Below are 24,766 nucleotides of genomic sequence, written 5' to 3' on the forward strand. Positions count from 1 at the left end.
CGTGTCGACCCGCGAATGCAATATTACTTGTTGATGGAGTTGGCGACGTCTTCCAGCGCTTTCAGCGCTGCAGCCGTATCCGTGTCCGCAGCCGCTTTGACCAGAGCTTTGTTTTCCGCGACTTGTTGAGCGGCGTAGTCGCTCAGCGTTTTGCGAAGCTCGGCGATTTTTTGCTCGAGGTTTTTGCGAACCTCAGCGTCTGCCGTCGTGGCGCTTTGATCGATCAGAGCTTTCAGCTCGTCTTTTGCCGCTTGGATTTTGGAAGCAAGATCGCCTGTGGAGGATGCTTGGTAAGCGGCCACGTCTTTTTTGACCTGCTTCACGCTCTCTTTGCCTTGAGCGTCGAGATCGCTGTTCAGGCTGAACTGGCCTGCTACTTCGGCGCCTTTAACCGCAACGTTGTCCACGAAGTTGAGGCCCGCGATCAGGTTTTGCGTATCCCGGCCGATTTGGTTGTTCTTGATGTCGTTTTTAGCATTCGTGACTTGGTTGACGTAGTCGTTTTTCTTCGAGTTGATCGTCGTCATCGAAGTGTTGGATTGCGCCTTCTGATCCGTCACAATCGCTTGCTTGGAGCTGGCCGTAAGCGCCGTGAATTCGGTTGCATATCCGCTCAGCTGGTTTTTCAGCTCGGCAGCCGCATTGGCCGTGACTGGAACCGTCACCGTGTTCGTGAAGTTCGTTTTGTACCAGCTTTGGAATTGTCCGGAGATGTCCGTTGCTGCGAAGACGGAACCCATGCCTGCGATAAGACCAGTTGCCAGAACGCCTACTGCTACTTTGCTTTTAAGGGATTTCATTGCCATGATTGATTCGCTCCTCTAATTTTGGTTTTGTCGTGTCTGCAAGCTATGTAATTCTCCCGATCCGGCTGGCAAGCCGATCAAGGACTTTCTTCCCCGGATGTCTGCTGATCCAGCCATTGATCCAGGGTCTGTTCCAATGCCTGCTCCAGACCGGTCTCGGCTTCAGCCGTCCTCGCCTGGGCAGCATCCCGGAACTTCTGCTGGATGGCTCCCTCGACGCCTTGGCTTCCCCGCAGCTCGGCAGAGGCTTCATCGATCTGCCTGATGTAGGATTGGCTTCTCGCCCTAAGGGCACCGGAAGCTTCCTGTCTTGCGAGATCGGCAAAGTCCTCCAATTGCTCGGCGGATTTTTGCATCTGTTCCTGGACAAGACCGGCAGCAGAGGCTCGGATCGATTCGCCGGCTGGCTCCTCCCGCCCCCAGCGAAGGGAGCCTGCCTTTTGCGAGAAGGCATCCTTGTACCAGGCTTTGAGCTGCGCTCCAGCATCCGAGGCGCCGCTGGCTGTTCCCGAACCAATCGCCGCCGCAAGCGTCAGAGCGGCAATGCCTGCCGTCAGAACCGTGCGTTTCATATCCTCACCTCCGCTTTCAGTCTCCGGGACTTTATTCCTGGTGTCTGTACTCAGTATAGGGCTTGAGAACGGCTTAATCGTCACCATTAAGGATAATTCTGGATGTCCCAATAAGTTCCAACCGAGAAGAATGAAAGGAGTAGACTACTTTTCTCCCTATGGCCTCTTTGTGCCTGCAGCTAGAGGATGAAGGTATCCCTTGGGAGTAGAAGATCTACTCCTTTTGAGCCAGAATGAAACTATTTCGGCTCGTTTACGCATGAAGGACAGCGGTTATATAACTTCCAAGGCATTAAAATCTGAAGGAGGCGAAAGAAATGAGCAAAAAAATCGTAGGCGTATACGACACGGAAGAAGCGGCAATCAGCGCTATCGAGGATCTCAAGGCGCGGGGAGTCAACAGCGAAGATATATCCATTCTGGCAAGAGACAAGGGCGATGTTGCAGCCATCCAGGAGGAAACCGGAACGATGGCTCCCGAAGGGGTCGCAGCCGGAGCCGCAGGCGGCGGAGTACTCGGCGGCCTTACCGGCCTGCTTGTAGGCATCGGCGCTTTAGCCATTCCGGGCATAGGGCCGATCGTTGCGGCCGGACCGATCGCGGCGGCGCTCACAGGCGCAGCCGTAGGTGCCGGAGCAGGCGGACTCGTCGGCGGCTTGATCGGCCTTGGCATTCCGGAGAATGAAGCCAACATGTACAATGAATATGTACAGGACGGCAATATTCTGGTGCTGGTTGAATCCAACACCGAACGGGACCATGACATCTACGATTCGCTCCGTTCGACCGGCTCCATCAACGCGCCTTCTTACGAACGAGACATTCAGCCCTACAACCAAACGGCCGCGGCGGCCGAGCATGTCAGTGCGGACGGCGCCGTGCCTGCAGCCGACGTGTACCCGGACGGCGAGCCGGTCCGCAGATCCGGCCTCGACCCATCGCCGGTCGCAGGCACCGGTCTCTCGGACCGCGACCGGGATGGACGCATCATGGGAAGCGACCGCGATCCTGTCGACGGCAGCTACAGAGCCGCGGACGGCTATGCGGAGCCGGACCGCACGCATGATTCCCGTTACTACAGCGATGAAGAACGCCGGGACGGCCATGTGCCGCTGAACCGCGACCGCGACGGGAACGGCGATGTCACCCTGCGCGAGCGGGCGGAGAATCTTGGCGACAATGTGAAGAACCGCTTCTGATCTCCTTATCTATAGAAGAGACGTCATGAAATCAAAAGAGGCTGTTCCGGTCCTTGGCGGACTTGGAACAGCCTCTTTCTAATTCTAAAAGCTTTTAAGAAGCTTCCTGGTAAGCGGCCGGCGCCGCGTCGCGCTGGCGCCGCGTCATCATGATGTTCAGGATGATCGCGGTCAGCGATCCTGTCACGATGCCGCTCTGCAGAAGCATCGAAGCCTCCGACGGCAGCTGGCCGAACATCGCCGGCACGGTAGCGGAGCCGAGACCTACAGCCAGGCTGCACGCGACAATCATCAGGTTGCCTTCCTTGCGCAGATCGACTTCGGACAGAATGCCCATGCCGGAAGCCGCGACGGAGCCGAACATGACGATCATGGCGCCGCCCAGCACGGCGCTGGGCACGACGGTCGTCAGCGCCGCGAGCTTCGGCAGCAGGCCGAGCAGCACCATGATGGCGCCGGCAGCGACGATGACGCTGCGCTTCTTGACCTTCGTCAGCGCAATGAGGCCGACATTTTGGGAGAAGGCCGTATAAGGGAAGGCATTGAAGATGCCTCCCAGCATGATCGCAGCGCCCTCCGAGCGCAGGCCGTTCACGATCTGCTTCTCGTCGACCTGCTGGTCGGTCGTCTTGCCGACGGCCAGGTATACGCCTGTCGATTCCACCATGCTGACGATATTGACGAGAATCATCGTCACGACGGCAACGAGGCTCACATGCGGAGCGCCGAAGTAGAACGGCTGCGCGATGCTGAACCAGGAAGCGTCCCAGACGCCGGAGAAGCTCACCATGCCCATCGCATACGCGGCTGCTGTGCCGGCGGCAAGGCCCACAAGCACCGCGATGGCGCGCATGAAGCCTTTGGCGAAGCGGCTGACGACCAGAATGACGACGAGGGTGAGCAGCGCCAGCAGCAGGTTGCGCGGGGCGCCGAAGTCGGGCGCGCCCTGACCGCCTGCGGCGTTGTTCATCGCGACAGGGATGAGCGACAGTCCGATGATCGTGACGACCGATCCGGTGACGACCGTCGGGAAGAAACGCAGCAGCTTGCCGTACAGCGGCGCGGCGAGCAGAACGAACAAGCCGGACAGGATAATGGCTCCATATACGGTCGCAAGGCCGTATTCCTTGCCGATGACGATCATCGGCCCGACCGCCGTGAACGTGCAGCCGAGCACGACCGGGAGGCCGCTGCCGAAGAACCGCGTTTTCATGACCTGCAGAAGAGTGGCAAGGCCGCAGGTGAACAGGTCGGCGGCAATCAGATACGCGATCTGGGTCGGCGTGAGCCCGAGCTCCCCTCCGACGATCAGAGGAACGACGACAGCGCCGGCATACATGGCGAGCACATGCTGAAGGCCGAGAGTGACGGTTTTGCGGCGGCTCAGCATCCGGCCCCATCCATTCCGGCGGCGCCGGCCGCAGCAGGCTCGGCTTCAAGCTCGCTGACATACGTGACTCGTCCAGGTGCCATCGATGCGATCCGGGCGAGGGAATGCACCTCGACTCCGAGCTCCTCCAGCAGGCCGCGGCCTTCCTGGAAGCTCTTCTCGATGACGCAGCCGACTCCGCACAGCTGAGCGCCGGACTGCTTGACGATGTCGACAAGGCCGACGAGGGCGGCTCCGGTCGCGAGGAAATCGTCCACGATCAGGACGCGCTCCTCTGGTGCCAGATAGTTCTGGGAGATGCTGACCTGATACGTTTCCTGGCGGGTAAAGGAATGGACCTGAGCCGTGTACAGGTTCTCGGTGAGCGTCACCGCTTTTTTCTTCTTGGCGTAAACGAAAGGCACTCCAAGCGCGATGCCCGCTGCCATCGCGAACTGGATGCCGCTCGCCTCGATCGTCAGCACCTTCGTGATTCCCCGGTCTGCGAAAATTTGCGCGAACTCGCGCCCGATCTCCAGCGCCAGCTCCGTATCGACCTGATGGTTCAGGAACGAGTCCACCTTAAGCACCTTGTCCGAGAGGATCTGACCTTCCCGGCGGATGCGTTCTTCCAGCTGTTTCATCGTCGTCCAGCGCCCCTTTTCCTGTTATCCGGCCTCTTGGAAAAAAACAAAAAACAGACCCCACTGAGCTGGTACCCTCAAGTGAGATCTGCCTGATAAGACAAGTCATTGGATACGCCTGGCTCGTCCGGCGCCAAGCTGCGCGCAGACAGAACCAAAAAAAGGCGTTCTCACTCATAGTCGGACGATTGCATTGGTCATCCGGTAGAAACTTATGGGCCGTATCCCCATGATTATACGAGTTATGAAATTGCGTTCGTTGTTATTTTGTTATCCTACACGGTTACGCGAATGCTGGCAAGAGTAAAATCTGACAAGATCCGTCATGTCTCCATTCCGGCCGGGCCCGACTTCTCCTGCACCCGCAGGAGCACCAGCCCGCTGGCGAACAATAAGACGGAGCCGAAGTAGAAGATGAGATCCAACGTAAAATAATCGACGAGAAATCCACCGGCGATGACCGCCAGGCCCGAAAACAGCGACAGGCCCATATGGTAGCGACCGATCTGTTCCCCGCGCCGTCCTTCCTCCGTGAGATCCGCGAGCAAGGCTTTCTCGCATGTCCGCTGCATCGCTCCGAACACCCCCATCGCCACCTGCAGCGCATAGACCTGCCAAATGCTCGTGACCAGGGGGAAGAGAAGGAAGAGAGCCGCCATTCCCCAGGAGCCTAGCAGGAGGAAAGGCTTGCGGCCGAACCGGTCGGATGACCGGCCGAAATAGCCGTTCAGATAGGCGGAGCAGATCGTGAACAAGCCGTAGGCAATGCCGTACTGGGTGAAATCGCCGCCTATTTCCTTGATGCTGATCAGATAGAAAGGAAACACGATGCCCGAGCCGAGCGTCATGACGTTCTGGGAAAGCATCACATACCGCATCGCGACGGTTCTCATCGCACATACTCCGCGTACCATTCGTTCATGAACAAGGACTCCTTGTCGTAAGCGAGTTTCGCTGCCTTGAATTCGTCCGCTGCCGGATATGCCGCGCGGAACTGCTTCTTCGAGGCGAAGAGCTGATAGGTCAAGTAATAGGTGCCGCCGACTTGCTCGGCAAGCCCGATCATTTTCTGCGTCACGCTTTTCAACCGCTCCAGCCTTGCCGGGGAACGCTTCTCGTTGATGAGCAGCACCAGCGCCGCGCTGTCCTGACGGGAATAGGCCAGCAGCGATTCGTTGCTGCGGGGCATGTAGCGGACCGTAATATTGACGAGGTTGACCGGCTCCTCGCGCAGAAGCGTCCGCAGCCCGTCGACGAATGCCGGATAACGATCCAGCGGGACGAAATACTCTTGCAGCAAATCGCTCTTCTGCGCATCCCGGTATTCCAGAAACTCGCTCTCGGGACGCATGGCATTGTTGCGGGTAATCGGCTTGCCTTCAGTGGAGCGGAACAGCCGCTCCTGCAGGCTCCAGCTCATATTCTTGCCCCAGCCGTATTTGCGCTGCAGGCCGAACACAAAGCGGGTCAGCTCCACAGCCCGCTCTCCCTTCAGCCCTGTATCGGCTTCCGCCAGCGGAATGGTGCTGTCCATGTATTCGGTCATGTACATATCGCGGAGGAAGCCGGATGGAGCGGTGGAAATCCGGGCGATGACAAGGCCTGAACGGCCGGACTCGACCGATGCCCGCAGAGCATCCGGAAAATCCTTGTAGTCCAGCAGCGACGTATGCTGCGTATAGACTTCATCGTCTGTCAGCCTCAGCGTGGCATCGAGGATGACGCCGAGCAGGCCGTAACCGCCTATGGCCGCCCGGAACAGATCGGCGTTCTCGATGCGGCTGGCGGTCAGGATCTTGCCTTCCTCCGTCATCAGCCGGAAAGAGTCCACCGTTTCGATCAGCGAGCCTTCGGAGGGATCTCTTCCATGGATATTCGTGCCCAGCGACCCGCCGACGGTGAAGATGTTCTGGGACTGCATCACGCGGATGGATAGATGATGGGGATTGATTGCTTCCTGGATCTTCTCCCATGTTGCTCCGCTCTGGACGGTAATCTTCTTCGCCGCCGTATCGAGGTCGAGAATGCGATCATACCGTCTCATGTCCAGCACGACCGCTCCTTCATAAAAGGTCTGGCCGCCCATGCTGTGGCGCGTCCCGGCGACACTCACCTTCCGCCCTTCACGGCGCGCTTCGCGGATAGCGGCTGCGACGTCCTCCGTCGTCCGGACCGCGACGGTCTTGTCGACCTTGGCGCTCACGATGCGGCCGACGTCGGTCGCTTCCTCGCCTCGGGGCATGGCCGAGCGCAGCGTCAGGGAAAGAGTCAACGCCCCGGCGTACAGGATGACCGCGGCGGCTGCGAACAAGCGGGTTCTGGCGGTCATGCTTGCAGACTCCTTTCGGGTTCTGGCGGTCATCTTGCGGCCTCCTTTCGGGTTCTCGCGGTCATGCTTGCGACTCCTTCCGGGTGGCGCGGTAGCTCTGCAGGCGAGGCAGAGAGCTGTTGTCTCGCTGGGGAGTGGCGGCTTGCCGGGCGAAGATGCGCCAAGTGCCGATCCCGATGGATGGAAGCCCGCTCCGGAGATCGAGAGGCCGGTCTTCAACACCTATCGGACATACGATCCGTTATTTTAGCCAAAATCCCATTTTCGGATATCTATCGGACATACGATCCGCTATTTGTGAACAAATCCCCTCATATCGATAGCTTGAAAGCAAATAAGGGATCCTATGTCCGATAATCGCATGATTCGCCTTCAACTCCGCAAATAACGGATCCTATGTCCGATAAGCAGCCCGCCAGACTAATCCAAATCATTTCGTCATTAGATCTGCTCCAACCTCATGCAATTTGCACATTCGATGCACAGACGCGACAATGCTGCCTTAATCTAATTCCAGCCGACTTCACCAGCTCCTCCTGGACTGCCCCTTGTATCCCGTATATCCACTTGCAATCGTGGAAGTTGGACTATGGGCGACGGTGCCGGTAGGCGCGCATGAAAGTGGACTTTACGAGACGTGCCGGGAGAGATGCGCAAGGAAGCTGGACTTTGGGAAGCAGTTCCTGCGGAGTTCAAGGCCTTGACGCATCATGTCCTTCGACAGCCTTCCGACCACCAAGCAGCCTGCTGCTTGAGAACGTCAATTCGCTACGGAGTTGCCCTGCCTGGAATGCCGGTATTGGCCTGGAGTCATTCCCGTCCATTTCTTGAATGCGCTGTGGAAGGCGCTCGGCTCGGAAAAATGGAGCAGATAAGCCACTTCGGCGATGCTGTGCTCTTCCCGGGCCAAATAACGGACCGCCAGCTCCTTGCGCAGCTCCCCGGCGATCCGGTTGTAGCTGGTTCCCTCTTCCTTCAGCTTGGCCTGGAGGCTGCGCGTGCTCATGCCCAGTTCTCTGGCGGTATCCGAAAGAGAAGGCAGCGCGGCGCCGGTACGGTTCAGCAGATGCCGCGAGACGCGTGCGGCGACCTTGCGTCCGTCCTGCATATCATCCAGAACCCGTTCCGCCACAGACTGGAATGCCAGACGAAGCTTCTCGTCCGCCACCAGCACCGGCAAATCGAGCACCTCCAGCGGATATTCGATCTCATCCCTTTCCGCTCCGAAACGGGGGATCACGCCGAAGACCTCCCCATAAGCCTCCACCGGCGCTGCCGGCTGATGCCTCATGGAGACGGTGGCCGGCAGAAGCGGCTGCCCGGCCAATCTGGACAAGGCGCGGCAGATGGAAGAGAGCATATCCTCCTTGCAGTGGCGGGATTCCGGGATCGACGGATCCCAAATATGGAATCCGATTACGGCCATATTCCCTCTTGTCTTCTCATCCAGCTCATACCCGCTGCAAATCATCGCGTGGTAACGGCCGAGGGCGGCCAGCGCCTCCCGAATCGTGCCGCAATGCTGCATGACGTATCCGGCGATGCCCAGATCCGCGAATTCCATCCCGCTTCCCAGATGAAGCCCGAACAGCTCATCGCTTGTGAACCGGCTAGCCGCCTCCATCAGCCGAACCATTTCCCCGTGCGGGATACGGGCATCTCCCTGAAGGAGAACGCGGGAATCCAGTCCTGCTTCGCGGCAGAACCTCGCTGTATCGTACCCGCGACCGGCCATGCCCCGCATGGAAGCCGCCAGCAGCGTAACCGTCATTCCCTCCATCGTGCGCCTCCCCTCCCTTTGCGCGAATGATCATCAACGATGCGCTTCGCGTCACTGGAAACCTTTTGTGGATAGTTTACCATGAATGCATGGAGGAGCGGCATAGAAGCCGCTGCTGTAACACGGGCTGCGGAAACATTCGGCTGACTGCCCATGAAAATGCAAAAGGAGAGGTTTCTTATGAAGAAAAAAATAACGGTTGTCATCGGCCATCCTGATGCGGAAAGCTTTTGCCACGCACTGGCTGGCGCTTACATCCGGGGAGCGGAGGCGGCCGGAGCCGAGGTTCAAGTGCTGGACCTCGCATCGATGGCATTCGATCCCAATCTGCGGCATGGCTACCGCAAGCGGATGGAGCTGGAACCGGATCTTCTGCAAGCGAGGGAGCTGATGAAGAGCGCGGATCATCTGGTCTGGGTCTTCCCCGTCTGGTGGGCTACGATTCCGGCTGTGCTCAAAGGCTTTTTGGATCGAACCCTGCTGCCAGGATATGCCTATCAATTCAAGGAGGGCTCCTCCAGTTGGGAGAAGCTGCTCAAAGGCCGCTCGAGCCGCATGATTGTGACGATGGACTCCCCCGCTTGGTATTACCAGACAATACTAAGGGATGCCGGTATTCATGCCATGAAAAAAGGAACCCTGGAATTCTGCGGCATATCCCCCGTGCGCACCACTCGCATTGGCGGCATGAAGGACTCCTCGCCGGATCGCCTGGCCGCTTGGATGGAACGCATCGAGAAGCTCGGACAGAATATGGACTGACAAACTCTGTGGGCTGTGATCGCCTTTGGAGATGAGGGCTGCAAGTTTCTTATTCATGAGACATGCAACGCTGTAATTCTCTTAAATATTGTCTGCGCTCTGTCTGCAGTCTCTCGATGAACGGAAGCAGCACCATCATCCTCAACAGCATGAACGCACTCTGTGCCCGGTCGGTCGGGCTTGCGGCGAGAGCAGGCCGGGGGCCGGGGCCGGCTCCCATCCCTTTCATGCAAAGCTTTCCAGCTTACATCGTAAGTGTGCAGGTGGGAGAGACCATACAACTATAGTTGCTTCACCGGCTGATGAACGGACTGCCGCTCTCCCAGAACCGCCACGGATAGTCGCGGGCTTCTCCGCTGTTGTCGATGCCGATCCGGGGACCGGCCGCGATAATGCCCCTCTCCCTTCCCTCCGCGATGTACAAGGGCGGCTCGAACATCGGATGGCCGTAATCCGTCATCGTAATGCCTAGCGCCCTGGTCAGCTTGCCGGGCCCGCTCGTCAAGTCGCGCAGCTTCTTGCCCGCGCCGCGCCGCTCCTGCATGAGCTCCAGCCCCGCGCACGGCTCCAAGGCCCGGATCAGCACGCCCTCCGGGCTGCCAAGCTCCGCGCTGACGATGTTGAGCAGGCAGTGCGTATGCATCACATGCGCATAGGCATGTCCGGATTCGCCGAACATGACCTCCGTCCGCTTGGTCCTGCGTCCGCCGTAGCTGTGCGCCGCGCGGTCGCCCGGACCGCGGTATGCCTCCGTCTCCACGATCCAGCCTGCCGCCGTGCCCTCCGGCGTTTCCTTGACCAGCAGCATTCCAATCAATGCCTGCGCAAGCTCCAGCGTCGGCTGGCTGAAAAACTCCCTGCTTACCGGTTTTCCGATCATGGTCAGCACCTCCTTCTCTATCGCTTGATTATATCATCCATCGCCGTCCGCCCGGCTGCCGGCCAGCCAATCTTCTGCCAATCATCTCGGCTTCTCGACTATGGGCTATCCCGTCAGCTCTACATCCATTCATTACGCCCACCCAGCTCGGCTTTCGACTACCGAGTCCCCCGTCGGCTCCAGCCGTTGACCGCACCCGTTCATGAAGGCTTCGTACCTCTGTTTCCTTTGCTGCCATATTCCGATCCGCCCTCGCCGCCATCAATCCAATGACAGGCTCAAGCGGCCCCAACCTGACGTGAAATTGCAATTTCGGGGTAGGTGTGCGGGCGAATTTCTGATACAATAACGGAAAATTCAAACCGGACGAGGGGACTTGGCATGGAATACATCAGTACGAGAGGCAAGGTTGCCGGAGTCGGCTTCATCGACGCCATTCTGATGGGACTGGCGGATGACGGCGGCCTGCTGCTGCCGGCGCAGATTCCGCAGGTATCGGCAGACACGCTGAAGCAATGGCAGGAGCTCACCTACCAGGAGCTGGCGCTGGAGCTGTTCACCTTATACATCGGAGACGAGATTCCAAGAAATGACCTGCGCGCGCTTGTCGAGGACAGCTACTCGACGTTCCGTGACGAGGCCGTCACGCCGGTCCGCCGCATCCGCGACGGCCTCGACGTGCTGGAGCTGTTCCATGGCCCGACCTTTGCCTTCAAGGACGTCGCTCTCCAGTTTCTCGGCAACCTCTACAGCTACGTGGCCCGCCGTACGGGTTCCACGATCCACATTCTCGGCGCGACCTCCGGCGATACCGGCGCCTCCGCCATCGAGGGCGTGCGCGGCAAGGAGGGCATCCGCATCTGCATCCTCCACCCTCACGGCAAGGTCAGCAAAGTCCAAGAGCTGCAAATGACGACCGTCGACGACGCCAACGTGCTCAATCTCGCGATCGACGGCACCTTCGACGACGGCCAGCGCATCATCAAGGAACTGTTCGCCGACGTCGAGTTCAAGCACCGCTACCATCTGCGCGCCATCAACTCCATCAATATCGCCCGCATCCTGGCGCAAACGGTCTACTACTTCTACGCCTACCTGCAGCTTGCCCGCCGCGGAGAGACCGCTCCAGCAAGCTTCAGCGTGCCGACAGGCAACTTCGGCGACATCTTCGCCGGCTACCTCGCCAAGAGGATGGGCCTTCCCGTCGACAAGCTGATTCTCGCGACGAACGAGAACAACATTCTCGCCCGCTTCGTCGCTGAAGGCGTCTATCAGCCCGGAGAGTTCCGCGGCACCTACAGCCCTTCGATGGATATCCAGGTCGCCAGCAACTTCGAGCGCTACTTGTTCTATCTCTACGGCGAGGATGCCGCCTCGATCTCCCGTCTGATGGCTCAGTTCAAGGAAGAGGGCAGCTTGAGCATTCCGGCAGAAAAGCTCGCTGCGGTACAGGCTGACTTTGCCGCTTATGCGGTAGGCAACCAGGAATGCCTGGACACGATCGCCCGGTATTATCGCGATACGGACTACCTGCTCGATCCTCATACGGCATGCGGCGTAGCTGCCGCAGACCGGCTCGCCGTTTCCGGCGAGGCGATGGTGGCGCTGTCCACGGCCCACCCGGCCAAGTTCGACGAGTCGATCCGCCTCGTCGGCATCGAGCAGCCGTTCCCGCCCCAGATTGCCAAGCTGTTCGATCTGCCGCAGCATCAGCAGCTGTCTCCCGCCACGAACGCGGCGATCGCGGAGAAGCTGGCAGAGTTTTTCTGAATCCCGAAGACCGGAGCCTGCTGGCGCCGGTCTTTTTGCCGCCCGCATCTTGCGGCCGCTTCCGTTCAGACCGCATAGTCAAGTCCCGCGCTAGATGCATAGCACATGACACATCGATACGTGTAGGCGGTTGGTGCTTGATGCCGCTCATGCGACAGAAGCTCTCCCTCCCCCCTTTGTATGGCTACAACAGACTTCGAAGACTACTTCCGCTGATGGGCGGTCCAAGGAGGATTCCTCTTGAATGAAGCTTATTCACTTCTGAAGCCGGTTCCGCTTAGCGGCGATCTGCGGAAGGATATCTATGCCTTTCTCGTCTCCAACGGCCGGGAAGATACCGCCGTGCACTGCATGGCCGTAGGAACGGAAGCCCGCCGGTTGGCCGAAGCAGCGGGCTGCGATCCGTCCCAGGCGGAGCAAGCCGGCTGGCTGCATGACATCAGCGCCGTCTATCCCAACGACGCCCGCATTGAAGCCGCGCGCCTGCTGAACCTTGACGTGCTGCCCGAAGAAGAAGCCTTCCCCATGATTGTGCATCAGAAGCTGTCCCGGCAGATGGGGCATGATCTGTTCGGCATCCGAGATGCCGCCGTGTTGGAAGCCGCAGGCTGTCATACGACGCTTCGTCCTTGCTCCACGCTTGTCGACCGGGCCGTGTTTGTCGCCGATAAAATCAAGTGGGATCAGACGGGCGAGCCGCCCTATCTGAATCTTCTGCTGCCGGCGCTGGAGCAATCGGTTACTCATGCCGCCTTCGCTTATCTCTCGTACATGTGGGAACAGCGGGACAAGCTGCGGGTCGTGCATCCTTGGCTGCGGAGCTCCTATCTGGAATTGTCCGCCGACCTTACGTAAGCTTCCATCGCTACCGCCATTGCCCGGGCAATAAAAAAAGCCCGCCGCCTGCTGTCGAGGCGCGGACTGCTTCTGCTTGCCATGATGCATTTTGTTCCTGCGCTTGCCGCCTGCTGTCTGATGCCTGCGACAAGGTCGACAATCCGATATTAAACCGTTTTGATTTCAAGCACCTTGTAGCTGATCTTGCCCATGGGCGCATCCACTTCCACCACGTCGCCTACCCGCTTGCGGATCAGGTTCTTGCCCAGCGGACTTTCATAGGAAATCCGGTTCTCCAGCACATCGGCTTCGGCAGGAGATACGATCCGGTACTCTACGTTCTCATCGAACTCCCGGTCATGAAGGACCACAACCGAACCGACATTGATCGAGGAAGTATCCGTCGTGGTCGCTACACGAGCTTTCTTCAGCATCGCCTGGAGCTGCAGAATTCTCGTCTCCATGAAAGCCTGGTCGTCCTTGGCCGAATGGTATTCGCTGTTCTCTTTCAGATCGCCGTAGCTGATCGCCGTCTTTATGCGCTGGGCCAGTTCCCTGCGCCGCGGTCCCTTAAGGTCTTCCAGCTCTGCTTCCAGCTTGGCCAGACCTTCCGCTGTCAAGATGATTTCATGATTGTCCATTCCTGATCTCTCCTTCAGTTCCTGCTCCCTCTAGTGTAGCACAAAAAAGCCTCGCGGATGCTTCGCGGGCCCGGACGGCCATTATCTCCCACTATCGGAGCCTGTTCCGGAACAAGACAAACAAGTCCAAAATCCCGAGCCTTAGACCGGGCATGGACTTGGTTCAAGTGAATTCAACTGAAATCGCGGAAGGAGTCCGTCCGGCTATTCCGCATTTTTTTGCAGGGATTCGTATCCGGAAAGCTCATTCATTGCAGTCTCGATATTTCCGCATCTCGATCCGAGGGATCGAGCTTCCTGTTCGCCGCAGCAATGCTGCCGACGTCGCCTTTGATCCGGTATTTGCCTCGCAGCGAGCGGTAGCCGAGATTCCGGTTCACGGCCAGCATCGGCTCGTTCAAGGAGTCGTTGTCTGTGCGCAGATAGAGAGCGCCTGTCCGCACGGCGAGGCGGATGGAAAGGATTTTCAGAGCCCGGGCGATGCCGCGCCCCCGATAATCGCGATGCACGCATGTATATTCGTGGTACATGCCGCGGGTCTCCTCGAAGTAACGCAGATTGCAATCGCCCACGTACCGATCGCCATCCAGCGCAAGGATCACCCGCTCTGGCGCATAGCCGTCCCCGCGCAAATTCCATTTCTGCCAATCTCCGAAGCCCGGAGGCGTTCCAAGAAACCCCGGAATGTCGTTGAAGGTAGGCGACTCCAGCTCGTAGAGCAGCTGCTCCCTGTCCTCCTCCGGCATATCCGCCAAGGAAACGAAGCGGATCCCTTCGCTCTCGAGCCGCTCGATGACGGCGCCGTCCGCAAGGGCCGCGGCCTCTTCTACATGATTGAGATCCAGCACCGACTGCCAGGACCGGCGCTCGATCTCGAATCCGGACTGCTCCGCGAAACGCAGCGAGCGCAGATCGTCATCCCATACTTCCGTGTAGATTCGGTCTGCCCCGATGGCTGACGCCCAGGCGGCCGCCTCCCCGAGCAAGGCCCGGCCGACTCCGAGACCTCTGAATGCCTTGGATACGACCAAGGTATGGTACAGGCCGCCAGCCTCTGTCCACGGAGCGCGCCAGGTCCATAAATACCCGGCAATCCGGCCGTCATCGTTGACCGCCACTCTCCGGAACCGGTCATATCCTTCCAGCAGTCCGTCGGCATTCATATGCAGATGTCCTTGCTCATACAGCTTGCTGTCGGCTTCCGCCAGGCTCTCCGCCGTCGTCGGCTCGGACAGCTCTTCATTCCAAACGGCGGCAATGCCTTCGTAGTCATCCGGCAATACCAGCGGACGTATTTTGAATTCCATGCTCGAATCCCTCCATAACGCGGTTCCCCGCATGCTTATGAAGCTCATTATGGAGATGATTCATTTCCAGGTAAAGGTAAAAATCCGCTATATCCGCCTTTAACCGCGCGGAGCCCACAGCATGATCGATACCCCTGCCATACATACCGCAGCTCCCAGCCAGTCGTACAGATCCGGCGTCTTGCGGTCGACGAGCCATCCCCACAGAACGGCCATGACGATGAAGACGCCGCCGTATGCGGCATAGACCCGGCCAAAGGAAGGAAAGCCCTGCAGGGCAGGGATGATACCGTACGAGACGAGAAGGATGCCACCTGCGATTCCGAACCAGAGCGGCTTCGACTCGCGCAGCCACAGCCACACCATATACCCTCCGCCGATTTCGGCGAGTCCCGCCAGCAGGAACAATACCCACGCTTTGCCCAATACCCTTCACCCAGCCTTTTCCTCTGCTTTTTCCTGTCTTTCCTGCAGCCTTGCGGCGGCCGTCGGCCTTTATCGTATATGCGGGAAAGCGAGGTGTCCAGAGCTCGGCGCCTTCGTCTACATTTGATATAGATCTTCATCTGATCGCGCTGCTCTCATCCTGAACGTGCTGCCTTCATCTCGACTGCAAAAAAAGCTTTCCGCCGAGGCGGAAAGCTTTATGGGAAAACAGGCGGGTCAGACCGCCGCTTCGCTCTTGCCGCCATCCGCACGCAGCTGCTTGCTGCGCAGCTGGCCGCAGGCCGCATCGATATCCGCGCCATGCTCCAGCCGCACGCTGCAGCTGACGCCGTTTTTCTTGAGCGTGTCGTAGAAGCCGTCGATCGCCTCCGGCGTGCTGCGCTGGTACTGGCTGTGCTCGTCGACCGGATTGTACGGAATCAGATTCACGTTGGCCAGCTTCATCAGCTGGGGCCGCGAACGCATCAGATCAGACAGCTCCTGCGCATGCTCCCGCAGATCGTTGACATCCTTGAGCAGAATGTACTCGATCGTGATGCGGCGGCGCGTCCGGTCGAGGTAATAATCGATGCTCTCCAGCAGCTTCTCGATCGGAATCGCCTTGTTGATCTTCATGATCCGCGTGCGCAGCTCGTTGTTCGGCGCATGCAGCGACACGGCCAGATTGGCCTGCAAACCGCTGTCGGCGAAGTCGCGGATCTTGGCGGAAAGGCCGCTCGTCGATACGGTGATATGGCGCGGGCCGATCGCCAGCCCCTTCGGATGCTGCACGATCGCCAGGAAATTCATGAGATGGGTGTAGTTGTCGAACGGCTCGCCGATGCCCATCACGACGATATGGCTGACCCGCTGGTCCAGGCCGGCTTCGTCCAGATACAGCTGCACCCGCATGATCTGCTCCGCGATCTCGCCTGCGGTGAGGTCGCGGCTCTTCGCGAGCAGGCCGCTGGCGCAGAAGCTGCAGCCGATGTTGCAGCCGACCTGGGTCGTGACGCATACCGACAAGCCGAACTTGTGCTTCATGAGCACCGTCTCGATCAGATTGCCGTCCTGCAGACGGAACAGGAACTTGACCGTGCCGTCCATCGATTCCTGGCGCGTATGCTCCTCAAGCGTGCCGAGCCGCCAGTTCTCCTCCAGCAGCTGCACGCATTCCTTTTTCACTCCGGCATCGGCCATTTCGCCGAATGTCCGGACGCGTCTGCGGTAGAGGCTTTCCCATACCTGCATCGCATGAAACTTGCGGTGTCCGCGTTCCCCGAGCCAAGCTTCCAGCTGCTCCTGAGTAAGTCCGTACAGGGTGTTCATCTATATTCAAACCTCTTTCTTCTTTTCAGCATCCAGGCTCGCTTTATCGTCCCATAAGCCGCCCGATATTTCAAGCCGGGACAAGCCTGGGAAGGCACGCCGGCACGCAGGGCCCGACGACCTGCGTTCTTTTGCCGGTATAGCCAGCTCTGAAGCTGATTATCATCGTCATTGCGCTGAAAACGAGTCTCATTTAAAAGAATTGTAACCATCTAATAACAGGAGTAATATAATAATAACTATAATTTAAATGGAAAGGTCGAGATCCGAGTGGTTGATTTTCATCATCTCCAGCACGTCAAGGAGCAATCCCGGTCCAAGAAGACGTTATGGATCACGCTGCTTCTGACCTTGTTCTTCACGATCGTCGAGATCGTCGGCGGACTGCTGTCGAACTCGCTGGCCCTGCTGTCCGACTCCGCCCATATGATCTCCGACGTCATCGCCCTCGGACTCAGCATGACCGCTATCTACATGGCCTCCCGGCAGCCGGATGCAAGGTTCACGTTCGGCTACCTGCGCTTCGAAATCATCGCTTCCTTCCTGAACGGGCTTGCGCTCGCGGTCATCTCGGTCGGCATCTTCGTCGAGGGCATCCGCCGCTTCCTCCATCCGGAGCCGATCCAGTACGGCTTGATGCTCGCCATCGCCTCCATCGGCCTCGTCGTCAATCTCGTGCTGACGATCGTCCTCAGCCGCAGCATGAAGGAAGAGGACAATCTGAACGTGAAGAGCGCCCTCTGGCATTTCTTCGGCGATCTGCTGAGCTCGGTCGGCGTCATCGTCTCGGCGCTGCTCATCCTGCTGACCGGCAGAGTCTGGTTCGATCCGCTCATCAGTCTCGTCATCGGCGGCATCATCTTCATCGGCGGCGCCCGCATCACGCGCGAAGCCTATCTCGTCCTGATGGAGTCCGTGCCCCGCGAATTCGATCTGGAGGCGATCCGCGCCTCGATCCGGCAGGTCAAAGGCGTCGAGGACGTGCACGAGATGCATCTATGGGCCGTATCGACCGACCATTATTCGCTTACGGCTCATGTGTTCGCCGATGAGAATATCCAGCCGTTCTGCATCATCCTCAATATCAACGAGACCTTGAAGCAGAAGTACGGCATCTCCCATTCGACGATTCAACTCGAGCATGCCGGCATCAATCCGCATGGCGAATACGGCCGGGAATTCTTGAAAAGCCGGCGGGAACTGACGGGCAGCCAAGCTTGAACAGGCAGACTTGCATGCCGCTCAAGCATTACTCAGCATTTCTAAATAATACCTTATTTAAGCGCCCTATTAAGGGTGCTTTTTTTCATGTCCATCTAGCCGCCCACAGCTTCATTTCCTTAATGATCTGATGCAGATCCTGCCCCTTGGGGGTGAGCGTATATTCGACCGTGACGGGTACGGTCGGATAGACTTTGCGTTCCAGCACTCCCTTCTCCTCCATGTGGCGAAGGGTGCTCGTAAGCGCCCGGGGGCTTACGGCCGGGATCAGGCGCTGCAGCTCCCCGAAGCGGCGGGTGCCGCAGAACAGCTCCCGCAGGACGAGGAAGGCCCATTTGCCGCCGATGACATCCAGCGTTTTTTCGATATTGCAATCGATCGTGTCGGGGTTTTTGGGAATGTAGTTGCTGCTTGCCATGGACAAATCTCCTTTGCGAAAGCTAGTAACCCTCAGTATAGTAGATATCCTCTATATAATAAAGTGAGGATATTTTCACTACTTCCCCTGAGATAGAAACATGCGTACAATTAGCCGTGATAAGGCAAGCGCATTCAATTATAGGAGGGATTCTCTATGGATTATCGCAGGCTTGGAAGCACCGGCGCCAAGGTGAGCGAGATCAGCCTCGGCAGCTGGCTGACCTACGGCGGCTACGTCGAGCGCGAGAACGCGGTGAAAGCCATTCATGCCGCTTACGATTTGGGAATCAACTTTTTTGATACGGCCAACGTGTACGAAAGAGGAGCGGCCGAGACGCTCGTCGGCGAAACGATCAAAGCGTTCCCCCGCCACTCCTACCTGCTCGCTACGAAGGCATTCTGGCCGATGGGCGATCTGCCCAACGACCGGGGCCTCTCGCGCAAGCATCTGACGGATCAGTTCCATGCGAGCCTGAAGCGTCTCGACGTCGATTACGTGGACATCATGTACTGCCACCGCCACGATCCCGAGACGCCTCTCTACGAAACGCTGCGCACGCTGGACGATCTCGTCCGCGCAGGCAAGGTGCTGTACGTCGGCGTCAGCGAGTGGACCGCATCCCAGATCGCAGAAGCGCATGCCATCGCCGACCGCTACCTGCTGGACCGCATCGTCGTCAACCAGCCGCAGTACAACATGTTCAACCGCTACATCGAGCCGGAGATCATTCCGTACAGCGAGCGCAGCGGAGTGGGACAAGTCGTCTTCTCGCCGCTCGCCCAGGGCCTGCTGACGGGCAAGTACACATCCGTGGACAACATCCCGGCCGACAGCCGCGCCGCGAAGCTGGAGTGGATGAAGAACGGCATCACGGAAGAGAAGATCGCCAAGGTCCGCGAGCTCGGCGCCATCGCTTCCGATCTGGACCTGACCGTCGGCCAGCTGGCGCTCGCCTGGATTTTGCGCCAGCCGAACGTAGCCAGCGCCCTCGTCGGCGCGAGCCGTCCGGAGCAGGTCGTCGAGAATGCCAAGGCTTCCGGCGTCAAGCTGACCCAGGAAATCGTCGACAAGATCGAGGGCATCCTCGAAGGAAAATAAAGACGCGTCTGCGAGAAGCCGAAAGAGTCCGAGCAGCTGGATTTCCAGATGCTCGGACTCTTTTTTCCTATGCCTATTGCTCCGCGCCTCGACAGTCCTCTGCGTCATCGAACAGAATGACCGTCCGCCGAAATTCTCAGCAGCCTCGTCCTCGTCGCCATTCCCGCACTCTCCAGCGTCCGCTTGGAGGCCTCATTGCCGTACCCGCATCCGCTGACCGCCGTCAGCCCGTTCTCCGAGCATCGCTGCCTCAGCCGAAGGATCAAGCTCTTCCCTACGCCCTGGTTGCGGCAGGACTCGTTCACGAACATCCCTATGCTCGCTGTCCCTTCGAACAGCCTCGACTTCTCCAGCACTCCGATGCCGAGCAGCAGGTTTCCCCTGAAAAGGACGAACAGCTCGCCGCTGGCGATCCGCTGCTCGTACTGATCCAAAAACTCGCCGCACACGTTGCCGATTGTCTCCTCATCCCCGATCTCGGCCGGACGGAAGATTTCTTCCTGGCGATCCGGCGCCGCAACGGCGTGCAGCGGGATGCCTTCCTGGAACAAATAGGCCTGCTTCCGGATGGGGAAGCCCCTATCGAGCGCCAGGCTGAGAAACAGCTCGTCGCAGGTCGGGAGCAGCAGCGACTGGATCGAATGATGCTCCATCACTTGTCCGAACAGCGCCTGCGAGTGCTTCAGCCAAGGAATGCGGATGTAGAACTGCGTCAGCAGCGCTTCGCCATGTATGGCGTAATAACCGGCCAAGCCGGTGCCTGAATGGAACGAATAGAAGGCGGACTCCAGAATATGCTCCTCCAGGAAGGAGTCGAAAGGAACCGCAAAGCTCCTCAAATATTCATCGATCAGAATGCCGATCTCTTCCTTGGAACAGGGCTGCGCGGTCGGGATCAGCATGCGGCCGGCTCCAGATACCACTCTCCCAGCTGCTCCAGCTGCGGCTCCGTCAAGCCGATTCCACCCCTCAAAAAGGCTTCGGGCGTACCGTGGACGCGCCGGATCTCGTCAAACGCGGCCTGAATGTATTCCTCTCGGAAGGCCAGCACCGAACGGACCCGCTCCAGATGAGACTCGGTGCGCAGATCGCAGACGGCCGTCAAGCCGAGCGACTCCACATAAAGAGCTTCCTCAGCCGTCAGGCGATGCAGCTCGCCCGAACGGAACAGAACGTCCTCTTTCACCTGCCTGCCGTCCGCGGCCATGCAGCCGCCGAGCTCTCTCCTATTCAAGCCAGCCTCCAGCTGTTCCTTCATGGAATGCACTCTCCTTTTCTGTTTTCGAGCGAAGCCGGCCATATGCTCCAACCGTTCAGGGGCGGTCGGTCAGCTGCGGTCGGTCCGCCAAGTCTTGCAGAACAGCTGGCGGCTCCTAAGCCCCTCTCGTGCAAAATGATAGCGTCTGCTATGCGTTTATCCTGCAAAACCGCATGGCTGCCGGCACCGCAGCCGCCAGATCCGTCTGAATTGCCATCAAGTATTTCGAAGTAATACTTAGCATTCCGGATTCGTTTTCGACTGATTTCGACCCCATACCTTCATGCTCAGGCCCAGGCTGAGCGCGATGGCAGCCGCCGAGAAGGCCAGGCACACCGCTTGCAGCCCAAGCACATCCGCAAGTCCGCCGACCGCAAGCGTAAGGCCGATCTGCAGCGCTCCCTGCGCCGCGTCGGCAAGGCTGGCCACTCGGCCCATTCTGTCGGACGGCACCTGCTTCTGAAACCAGGTGGCGTAGCCGGCGCCGACATAGGACATGAAAAATCCGAGCAGGACGAATGCCGCCGCAGCCAGGAAAAACGTATGCGACAGATAGAAAAGGAAGTAGAAGACGCTCGTCAGAAGCGTCGCCGGACCTAGATACCAGCGCCAGGAGATCCGCTTCGCGAGCAGGGCTGCCGTGAAGGAGCCGGCCAGCGCTCCGATCCCTGTCACGCTGACGATGAACCCGTATTGCTCCGTGGACAGCTTGAGATGCTGCTTGATATACGTCAGTTCTTGAGAGTCGATCGAGTAGCCGATGATGACGGAGCTTTGGAACAGCAGATAGATGGCCAGGAAGGACGGCGCGGTCAGGACGAAGCTCCGCACGACGCCCCAATCGCTCCGAAGCATGCGCAGCGTGACGGGTTCCCGGGCCGGCCCCTCGAGCCGAGGAACCGCCGGCAGCAGCGAGATCATCAAGGCGCAGACGAAGAAGGTGACGGCGTTGAAATAGATGCTGAAGTCCGTGCCGAAACGATAGATGAGCAGCCCGGATATGGCCGGCCCGAGCAGGAAGGCGCCCGAGCTGCTCATGCCGAGAATGGAGTTGAACCGCTGGCGGTCTTCCGCCGGGATGAGCTTCGTAATGTAGACCGACTGGCTCGGACCGAAGAACGATCCGGCCAGGCTGATGAGGAAAATGAGTCCGAAGATGACCCATACAGAGGAGGCGAAAGGAATAAAAAGCATGAGCGTGCCGCGCACGACGTCGGTCAGCATCATGAGCTTGCGCACATCGGTGCGGTCGACGATGCTGCCTGACCAGAAGTTCGTCAGCAGGAGCGCGATCGGCCGGATGACGAACAGTCCTGCCATAGCGGCAGCGGAGCCGTCCGTCAGCTCCAGCAGGGCGATGTTGATGGCGACGAAATAGATCCAGTTGCCGAGATGAGAAAACCCCAATCCGCCGACGAGAAGGGCTGCATGCTTCCAGGACTTCAAGGATGTCCATCCTCCTTACGGCCAAGAAACCGTTTTCTTCAATCTATCACGGATTCAATGTTCCACAATAAGGAAAATGTGACAGCTTCGGCACTATGGCAGCAGCCGTATATCTGCGCAGGAAGCCGCGACGACGTCGGCATCCGGCAGCTGAAGCGCCGCATCGCCCGCAGCCAGTCCGATCGCAGCCGCCGCTCCGGCCGCCTTGGCCATGAGCATATCCCCGTTGGAGTCGCCGATGATGACGACCTTGGATATGTCCAGCCCCATCCGGCGGCAGGCGAGCTCCGCCAGATCGGGATAGGGCTTGCCTCGTTCGACAAGGTCGGTGCCGATGATTTCGCCGAAGTGGCCTTCGAGGCCGAGCCAGGAAAGATGCTTGACCGCCGCGTTCGTTTCGTCGGCCGTCACGACGGCCATCGGGATGCCGGCCGCGCGGCAGGCTGCCAGCAGCTCCGTCACGCCGGGCAGGGCGAGAGCGGCCCGCTCCCGGTCGAGCTCACGGTCGGCATGCTGCCAGCTCTCATGGGCCGCCACCCGGGCATCCGCCCAGGACAGGCCGCGCCGGTAGCCGCATGCGCTCAGCAGCGCCAGCAGCTCATGCAGCGTACCCATCGACAGAGGGCCGCTGCGGTCATAGCTCTCGGCATTGCCCTCCGGCGCGAACGAGATTCCCCACTCGTTGCCCAGCTCTTCCAGAGACAGCGGCTCAAGACCCCGTTCCTCCAGCCGGGCGCTGAAATGCTGCCTCATATGGCGCGTCCATGCCCCCCAGGTATGAACGAAATCCAGGAGCGTTCCATCCTTGTCGAACAAAATGGCTTCCGCTTCGAATATGCGGCCTGCTGCGACGATCTGCGGCATATGGCTTGTCCTCTCCCTTGTCGCGCTTTCCATCCGTTTGCGGAGCGCTCTTTTTCCCAATATAAAGGATGGGCGTAGCTCTTGCATAGACATGCGGAATGCCGGCAAGGCCGCTTTCCGCGCTTGTCTCTGGCTATTAGGCAGCAATGCCGGGATTATTCAGGATGAATTCCGTCGATTGCTTCCGGTCCTGCCCCGCAAGCGGCAAAAAAACCGCCCCGGCCCCATAGGGCCGTGTGCGGTTTGATCCGTCAAAAGGTCGTAAAGCCAAGCAGATCCTGGACTCGGTAAAGCACACGCTTGATCCAGACCGTGTCATTCTCGTACTGGCCGTATTCGACTGTATACGGCGCATCCTCATTGGACCAGAGCCGCTGGAAATAAGCTTCCGCCTCCATCGCCGCACGGCTCCCGGAAGGGGCCGTTATTCTCAGATTCGACTCCAGGTTCAGATCGTCGAGATTGCGGGCCGTGAAGTTGGCGGAGCCGTTATGGATGACCGCGCCTTCCGGACCTGCGATGAGCATCGCCTTGACATGATACTGCTCCTTGTCCGTGTTGTACCAGCGGATCTGGATGTTCCCGTCCGACTTGTCCGCAAGCTCCTGCGCCACGGGACGGTTCGGGATGCCGATCTTGCCGTTGCCGAAGGCGACTTCGTTCGGGTCCAGGATAAGCCGGATTGCGGCGCCCCGCCCGGATGCATCCAGCAGCGCCCGCACGACGCTGCGGTCGGCCAGATAGAACATGCCCATCCACACGGTGTCGCCGGCGCCGGCAGCCTTCAGATCGGCAAGCACATGCTTGCGGATCTTGCCCTCGGTCAGCAGCTGGACGCCGATCGTTCCTTGCCCGGCCGATTCGGCTGCCGCAGGCGGAGGAGCATCAGGCAGCCTGATGCCTGCCTTGGACAGATCGAGAGCCGCCTGCTCGGTCCGCAGCGCTTCTCCGATCAGCCCGCTGCTTCCGCTTACGGCATAACCGCTGTTGGAATTATAGAAGCTGGAATCATGGGCATTGGCGCTTGCAAGGACGAGCTCCTTCTCCGTAATGAGCACCTTGCGGTGGTTGGCCTTGGCGTTGACGAGCTTCAAGTAAGCGCGCAGCGTCATGTCCGGCGCCTCGCTCGCCATCTTGTTCGGAAGCCAGCCCTTGCCGTGCTGCCCGAACCAGCCGGCCGTCATCCTCCAGGCGGCGGTGTAGAGCGGATTGGAGTCCCGCAGCGGGTTGACGTTCGTAATCGACACCTGGATGCCCGCACGCTTCAGAAGCTCCAGCTCCGGATCGTCATGGGAGCCGTAGGAGGTGTTGACATCGTCGGTAATGACGATTGCCGCAAGCTCGGGGTACCGCTTCTTCTGCTCGATCAGCTTATCCGTCATCTTGCGGCTGAGCGGCGGGTAGGACTGTCCCTTGTTGGCATAGCCGTTATACAGGAACATATCGAGAACGATGAACTGCCTCGCGTTGCCGATCGCCTGGAACATGCGCTCGAAAATCTGCTGCTCCACCTGCTGCCCGCCGCTGGCGTCCCGATGCGTGAGATCGTTAAGCAGCTCCAGGCTGCCGTCCGGAACGTTATGGACGGTTCCCTCGAAGGATACTCCGGGAGGAAGCGGCTTATGGGTCTGATAAACGACGACGCCAGCATACAGGATCAGCAAGGCAAGGACGGCAAGCAGCCAGGGCTTGCGGTAAAAAGGCCTCGAATGCCGGCCGGACCGGCCTTGGACCCGGCTTGGAGAGACAGGATGCGATGGGATCGAAGCTCGTCGTTTCATGGATGGGTTCTCTCCTAACAGGGTTC

The 24,766-nt window shown here is 59.1% G+C and carries 24 protein-coding genes and 1 riboswitch; of the genes, 6 read left to right on the top strand and 18 right to left on the bottom strand.

From position 1 onward, the window contains the following. Window positions 1-23 precede the first annotated feature (23 nt). Both ACLBWT_RS11335 and ACLBWT_RS11340 read right to left on the bottom strand, forming a co-directional pair. Complete coding sequence (locus tag ACLBWT_RS11335) at window positions 24-806, bottom strand: hypothetical protein (protein WP_447663233.1); 783 nt, start codon at window positions 804-806, stop codon at window positions 24-26. Window positions 807-883: 77 nt separating this feature from the next. After that, complete coding sequence (locus ACLBWT_RS11340; protein ID WP_447663234.1) at window positions 884-1,378, bottom strand: hypothetical protein; 495 nt, start codon at window positions 1,376-1,378, stop codon at window positions 884-886. A gap of 317 nt (window positions 1,379-1,695) precedes the next feature. On the opposite strand from ACLBWT_RS11340, the gene ACLBWT_RS11345 reads away from it, so the two are divergent. After that, on the top strand, window positions 1,696-2,577 hold the full coding sequence (locus ACLBWT_RS11345) for a general stress protein (RefSeq protein WP_447663235.1): 882 nt from the start codon (window positions 1,696-1,698) through the stop codon (window positions 2,575-2,577). A 94-nt stretch (window positions 2,578-2,671) separates the two neighbouring features. On the opposite strand, the gene ACLBWT_RS11350 is transcribed toward ACLBWT_RS11345, so the two are convergent. From ACLBWT_RS11350 to ACLBWT_RS11370, 5 genes are all read right to left on the bottom strand, one after another. Continuing rightward, a complete protein-coding gene (locus ACLBWT_RS11350) occupies window positions 2,672-3,967 on the bottom strand; it encodes a nucleobase:cation symporter-2 family protein (protein ID WP_447663236.1) in 1,296 nt (431 codons plus the stop codon). Next, window positions 3,961-4,590, bottom strand: coding sequence for a xanthine phosphoribosyltransferase (locus ACLBWT_RS11355; protein WP_447663237.1), 630 nt, complete (start codon window positions 4,588-4,590; stop codon window positions 3,961-3,963). Before ACLBWT_RS11355 ends, ACLBWT_RS11350 begins: the two co-directional genes overlap by 7 nt. A 157-nt stretch (window positions 4,591-4,747) precedes the next feature. Then, window positions 4,748-4,851: riboswitch (purine riboswitch) on the bottom strand. Window positions 4,852-4,913: 62 nt separating this feature from the next. Next, window positions 4,914-5,483, bottom strand: coding sequence for an MFS transporter (locus tag ACLBWT_RS11360; RefSeq protein ID WP_447663238.1), 570 nt, complete (start codon window positions 5,481-5,483; stop codon window positions 4,914-4,916). After that, complete coding sequence (locus ACLBWT_RS11365) at window positions 5,480-6,952, bottom strand: FAD-binding oxidoreductase (RefSeq protein WP_447663239.1); 1,473 nt, start codon at window positions 6,950-6,952, stop codon at window positions 5,480-5,482. Before ACLBWT_RS11365 ends, ACLBWT_RS11360 begins: the two co-directional genes overlap by 4 nt. Before the next feature lie 727 nt (window positions 6,953-7,679). Continuing rightward, the gene (locus ACLBWT_RS11370; RefSeq protein WP_447663240.1) at window positions 7,680-8,699 is read right to left on the bottom strand and encodes an AraC family transcriptional regulator; all 1,020 of its coding nucleotides are present in this window, start codon (window positions 8,697-8,699) and stop codon (window positions 7,680-7,682) included. Between the two features lie 180 nt (window positions 8,700-8,879). On the opposite strand from ACLBWT_RS11370, the gene ACLBWT_RS11375 reads away from it, so the two are divergent. Continuing rightward, window positions 8,880-9,461 carry an NAD(P)H-dependent oxidoreductase gene (locus ACLBWT_RS11375; protein WP_447663241.1) on the top strand — a complete coding sequence of 194 codons (582 nt, stop codon included), beginning with the start codon at window positions 8,880-8,882 and terminating at the stop codon, window positions 9,459-9,461. Between the two features lie 292 nt (window positions 9,462-9,753). Here the strand turns inward: ACLBWT_RS11375 and ACLBWT_RS11380 are convergent, their stop codons facing one another. After that, the gene (locus ACLBWT_RS11380; protein WP_447663242.1) at window positions 9,754-10,341 is read right to left on the bottom strand and encodes a DNA-3-methyladenine glycosylase; all 588 of its coding nucleotides are present in this window, start codon (window positions 10,339-10,341) and stop codon (window positions 9,754-9,756) included. 381 nt (window positions 10,342-10,722) lie between these two features. On the opposite strand from ACLBWT_RS11380, the gene thrC reads away from it, so the two are divergent. Continuing rightward, window positions 10,723-12,111 carry a threonine synthase gene (gene thrC, locus ACLBWT_RS11385; protein ID WP_447663243.1) on the top strand — a complete coding sequence of 463 codons (1,389 nt, stop codon included), beginning with the start codon at window positions 10,723-10,725 and terminating at the stop codon, window positions 12,109-12,111. Between the two features lie 240 nt (window positions 12,112-12,351). Continuing rightward, the gene (locus ACLBWT_RS11390) at window positions 12,352-12,966 is read left to right on the top strand and encodes an HD domain-containing protein (RefSeq protein ID WP_447663244.1); all 615 of its coding nucleotides are present in this window, start codon (window positions 12,352-12,354) and stop codon (window positions 12,964-12,966) included. Window positions 12,967-13,115: 149 nt separating this feature from the next. Here ACLBWT_RS11390 and greA read toward each other — a convergent pair whose 3' ends face one another. From greA to rlmN, 4 genes are all read right to left on the bottom strand, one after another. After that, window positions 13,116-13,589 (bottom strand): transcription elongation factor GreA, encoded by a 474-nt coding sequence (gene greA / locus ACLBWT_RS11395; RefSeq protein ID WP_447663245.1) that lies wholly within the window; start codon window positions 13,587-13,589, stop codon window positions 13,116-13,118. Window positions 13,590-13,837: 248 nt separating this feature from the next. Further along, window positions 13,838-14,896, bottom strand: coding sequence for a GNAT family N-acetyltransferase (locus ACLBWT_RS11400; protein ID WP_447663246.1), 1,059 nt, complete (start codon window positions 14,894-14,896; stop codon window positions 13,838-13,840). Between the two features lie 99 nt (window positions 14,897-14,995). Further along, the gene (locus ACLBWT_RS11405) at window positions 14,996-15,322 is read right to left on the bottom strand and encodes a YnfA family protein (protein WP_447663247.1); all 327 of its coding nucleotides are present in this window, start codon (window positions 15,320-15,322) and stop codon (window positions 14,996-14,998) included. A 237-nt stretch (window positions 15,323-15,559) separates the two neighbouring features. Continuing rightward, window positions 15,560-16,651: a 23S rRNA (adenine(2503)-C(2))-methyltransferase RlmN gene (gene rlmN / locus ACLBWT_RS11410; RefSeq protein WP_447663248.1), complete on the bottom strand. Its 1,092-nt coding sequence runs from the start codon at window positions 16,649-16,651 to the stop codon at window positions 15,560-15,562. Window positions 16,652-16,921: 270 nt separating this feature from the next. Between rlmN and ACLBWT_RS11415 the strand changes: the two genes are divergently transcribed. Beyond that, on the top strand, window positions 16,922-17,872 hold the full coding sequence (locus ACLBWT_RS11415; RefSeq protein ID WP_447663249.1) for a cation diffusion facilitator family transporter: 951 nt from the start codon (window positions 16,922-16,924) through the stop codon (window positions 17,870-17,872). Window positions 17,873-17,957: 85 nt separating this feature from the next. On the opposite strand, the gene ACLBWT_RS11420 is transcribed toward ACLBWT_RS11415, so the two are convergent. Beyond that, on the bottom strand, window positions 17,958-18,290 hold the full coding sequence (locus ACLBWT_RS11420; protein WP_447663250.1) for a winged helix-turn-helix transcriptional regulator: 333 nt from the start codon (window positions 18,288-18,290) through the stop codon (window positions 17,958-17,960). 156 nt (window positions 18,291-18,446) lie between these two features. On the opposite strand from ACLBWT_RS11420, the gene ACLBWT_RS11425 reads away from it, so the two are divergent. Then, complete coding sequence (locus tag ACLBWT_RS11425) at window positions 18,447-19,391, top strand: aldo/keto reductase family protein (protein ID WP_447663251.1); 945 nt, start codon at window positions 18,447-18,449, stop codon at window positions 19,389-19,391. Window positions 19,392-19,495: 104 nt separating this feature from the next. Here the strand turns inward: ACLBWT_RS11425 and ACLBWT_RS11430 are convergent, their stop codons facing one another. The 5 genes from ACLBWT_RS11430 to ACLBWT_RS11450 all read right to left on the bottom strand — a co-directional run bounded on the left by ACLBWT_RS11430 (window position 19,496) and on the right by ACLBWT_RS11450 (window position 24,740). Further along, window positions 19,496-20,293: a GNAT family N-acetyltransferase gene (locus ACLBWT_RS11430; protein ID WP_447663252.1), complete on the bottom strand. Its 798-nt coding sequence runs from the start codon at window positions 20,291-20,293 to the stop codon at window positions 19,496-19,498. After that, window positions 20,287-20,649 (bottom strand): tyrosine-protein phosphatase, encoded by a 363-nt coding sequence (locus tag ACLBWT_RS11435; RefSeq protein WP_447663253.1) that lies wholly within the window; start codon window positions 20,647-20,649, stop codon window positions 20,287-20,289. Before ACLBWT_RS11435 ends, ACLBWT_RS11430 begins: the two co-directional genes overlap by 7 nt. Window positions 20,650-20,886: 237 nt before the next feature. After that, window positions 20,887-22,095, bottom strand: a complete 1,209-nt coding sequence (locus ACLBWT_RS11440) for an MFS transporter (protein ID WP_447663254.1) — start codon at window positions 22,093-22,095, stop codon at window positions 20,887-20,889. 93 nt (window positions 22,096-22,188) lie between these two features. Then, window positions 22,189-22,959 carry an HAD family hydrolase gene (locus ACLBWT_RS11445; RefSeq protein WP_447663255.1) on the bottom strand — a complete coding sequence of 257 codons (771 nt, stop codon included), beginning with the start codon at window positions 22,957-22,959 and terminating at the stop codon, window positions 22,189-22,191. 251 nt (window positions 22,960-23,210) lie between these two features. Beyond that, on the bottom strand, window positions 23,211-24,740 hold the full coding sequence (locus ACLBWT_RS11450) for a phospholipase D family protein (protein ID WP_447663256.1): 1,530 nt from the start codon (window positions 24,738-24,740) through the stop codon (window positions 23,211-23,213). Window positions 24,741-24,766: the final 26 nt, after the last annotated feature.

The sequence above is a fragment of the Paenibacillus sp. D51F genome, from assembly GCF_053345695.1.

Bases quoted from the DNA above. Each gene is read 5' to 3' on its own strand.
- ACLBWT_RS11425 (WP_447663251.1), top strand. From the start codon at position 18,447: ATGGATTATCGCAGGCTTGGAAGCACCGGCGCCAAGGTGAGCGAGATC.
- ACLBWT_RS11370 (WP_447663240.1), bottom strand. From the start codon at position 8,699: ATGGAGGGAATGACGGTTACGCTGCTGGCGGCTTCCATGCGGGGCATG.
- ACLBWT_RS11435 (WP_447663253.1), bottom strand. From the start codon at position 20,649: ATGAAGGAACAGCTGGAGGCTGGCTTGAATAGGAGAGAGCTCGGCGGC.
- ACLBWT_RS11450 (WP_447663256.1), bottom strand. From the start codon at position 24,740: ATGAAACGACGAGCTTCGATCCCATCGCATCCTGTCTCTCCAAGCCGG.
- ACLBWT_RS11335 (WP_447663233.1), bottom strand. From the start codon at position 806: ATGGCAATGAAATCCCTTAAAAGCAAAGTAGCAGTAGGCGTTCTGGCA.
- ACLBWT_RS11340 (WP_447663234.1), bottom strand. From the start codon at position 1,378: ATGAAACGCACGGTTCTGACGGCAGGCATTGCCGCTCTGACGCTTGCG.
- ACLBWT_RS11345 (WP_447663235.1), top strand. From the start codon at position 1,696: ATGAGCAAAAAAATCGTAGGCGTATACGACACGGAAGAAGCGGCAATC.
- ACLBWT_RS11400 (WP_447663246.1), bottom strand. From the start codon at position 14,896: ATGGAATTCAAAATACGTCCGCTGGTATTGCCGGATGACTACGAAGGC.
- greA (WP_447663245.1), bottom strand. From the start codon at position 13,589: ATGGACAATCATGAAATCATCTTGACAGCGGAAGGTCTGGCCAAGCTG.
- ACLBWT_RS11365 (WP_447663239.1), bottom strand. From the start codon at position 6,952: ATGACCGCCAGAACCCGAAAGGAGTCTGCAAGCATGACCGCCAGAACC.
- ACLBWT_RS11360 (WP_447663238.1), bottom strand. From the start codon at position 5,483: ATGAGAACCGTCGCGATGCGGTATGTGATGCTTTCCCAGAACGTCATG.
- ACLBWT_RS11430 (WP_447663252.1), bottom strand. From the start codon at position 20,293: ATGCTGATCCCGACCGCGCAGCCCTGTTCCAAGGAAGAGATCGGCATT.
- ACLBWT_RS11355 (WP_447663237.1), bottom strand. From the start codon at position 4,590: ATGAAACAGCTGGAAGAACGCATCCGCCGGGAAGGTCAGATCCTCTCG.
- ACLBWT_RS11350 (WP_447663236.1), bottom strand. From the start codon at position 3,967: ATGCTGAGCCGCCGCAAAACCGTCACTCTCGGCCTTCAGCATGTGCTC.
- ACLBWT_RS11380 (WP_447663242.1), bottom strand. From the start codon at position 10,341: ATGATCGGAAAACCGGTAAGCAGGGAGTTTTTCAGCCAGCCGACGCTG.
- ACLBWT_RS11445 (WP_447663255.1), bottom strand. From the start codon at position 22,959: ATGCCGCAGATCGTCGCAGCAGGCCGCATATTCGAAGCGGAAGCCATT.
- ACLBWT_RS11375 (WP_447663241.1), top strand. From the start codon at position 8,880: ATGAAGAAAAAAATAACGGTTGTCATCGGCCATCCTGATGCGGAAAGC.
- rlmN (WP_447663248.1), bottom strand. From the start codon at position 16,651: ATGAACACCCTGTACGGACTTACTCAGGAGCAGCTGGAAGCTTGGCTC.
- ACLBWT_RS11420 (WP_447663250.1), bottom strand. From the start codon at position 18,290: ATGGCAAGCAGCAACTACATTCCCAAAAACCCCGACACGATCGATTGC.
- thrC (WP_447663243.1), top strand. From the start codon at position 10,723: ATGGAATACATCAGTACGAGAGGCAAGGTTGCCGGAGTCGGCTTCATC.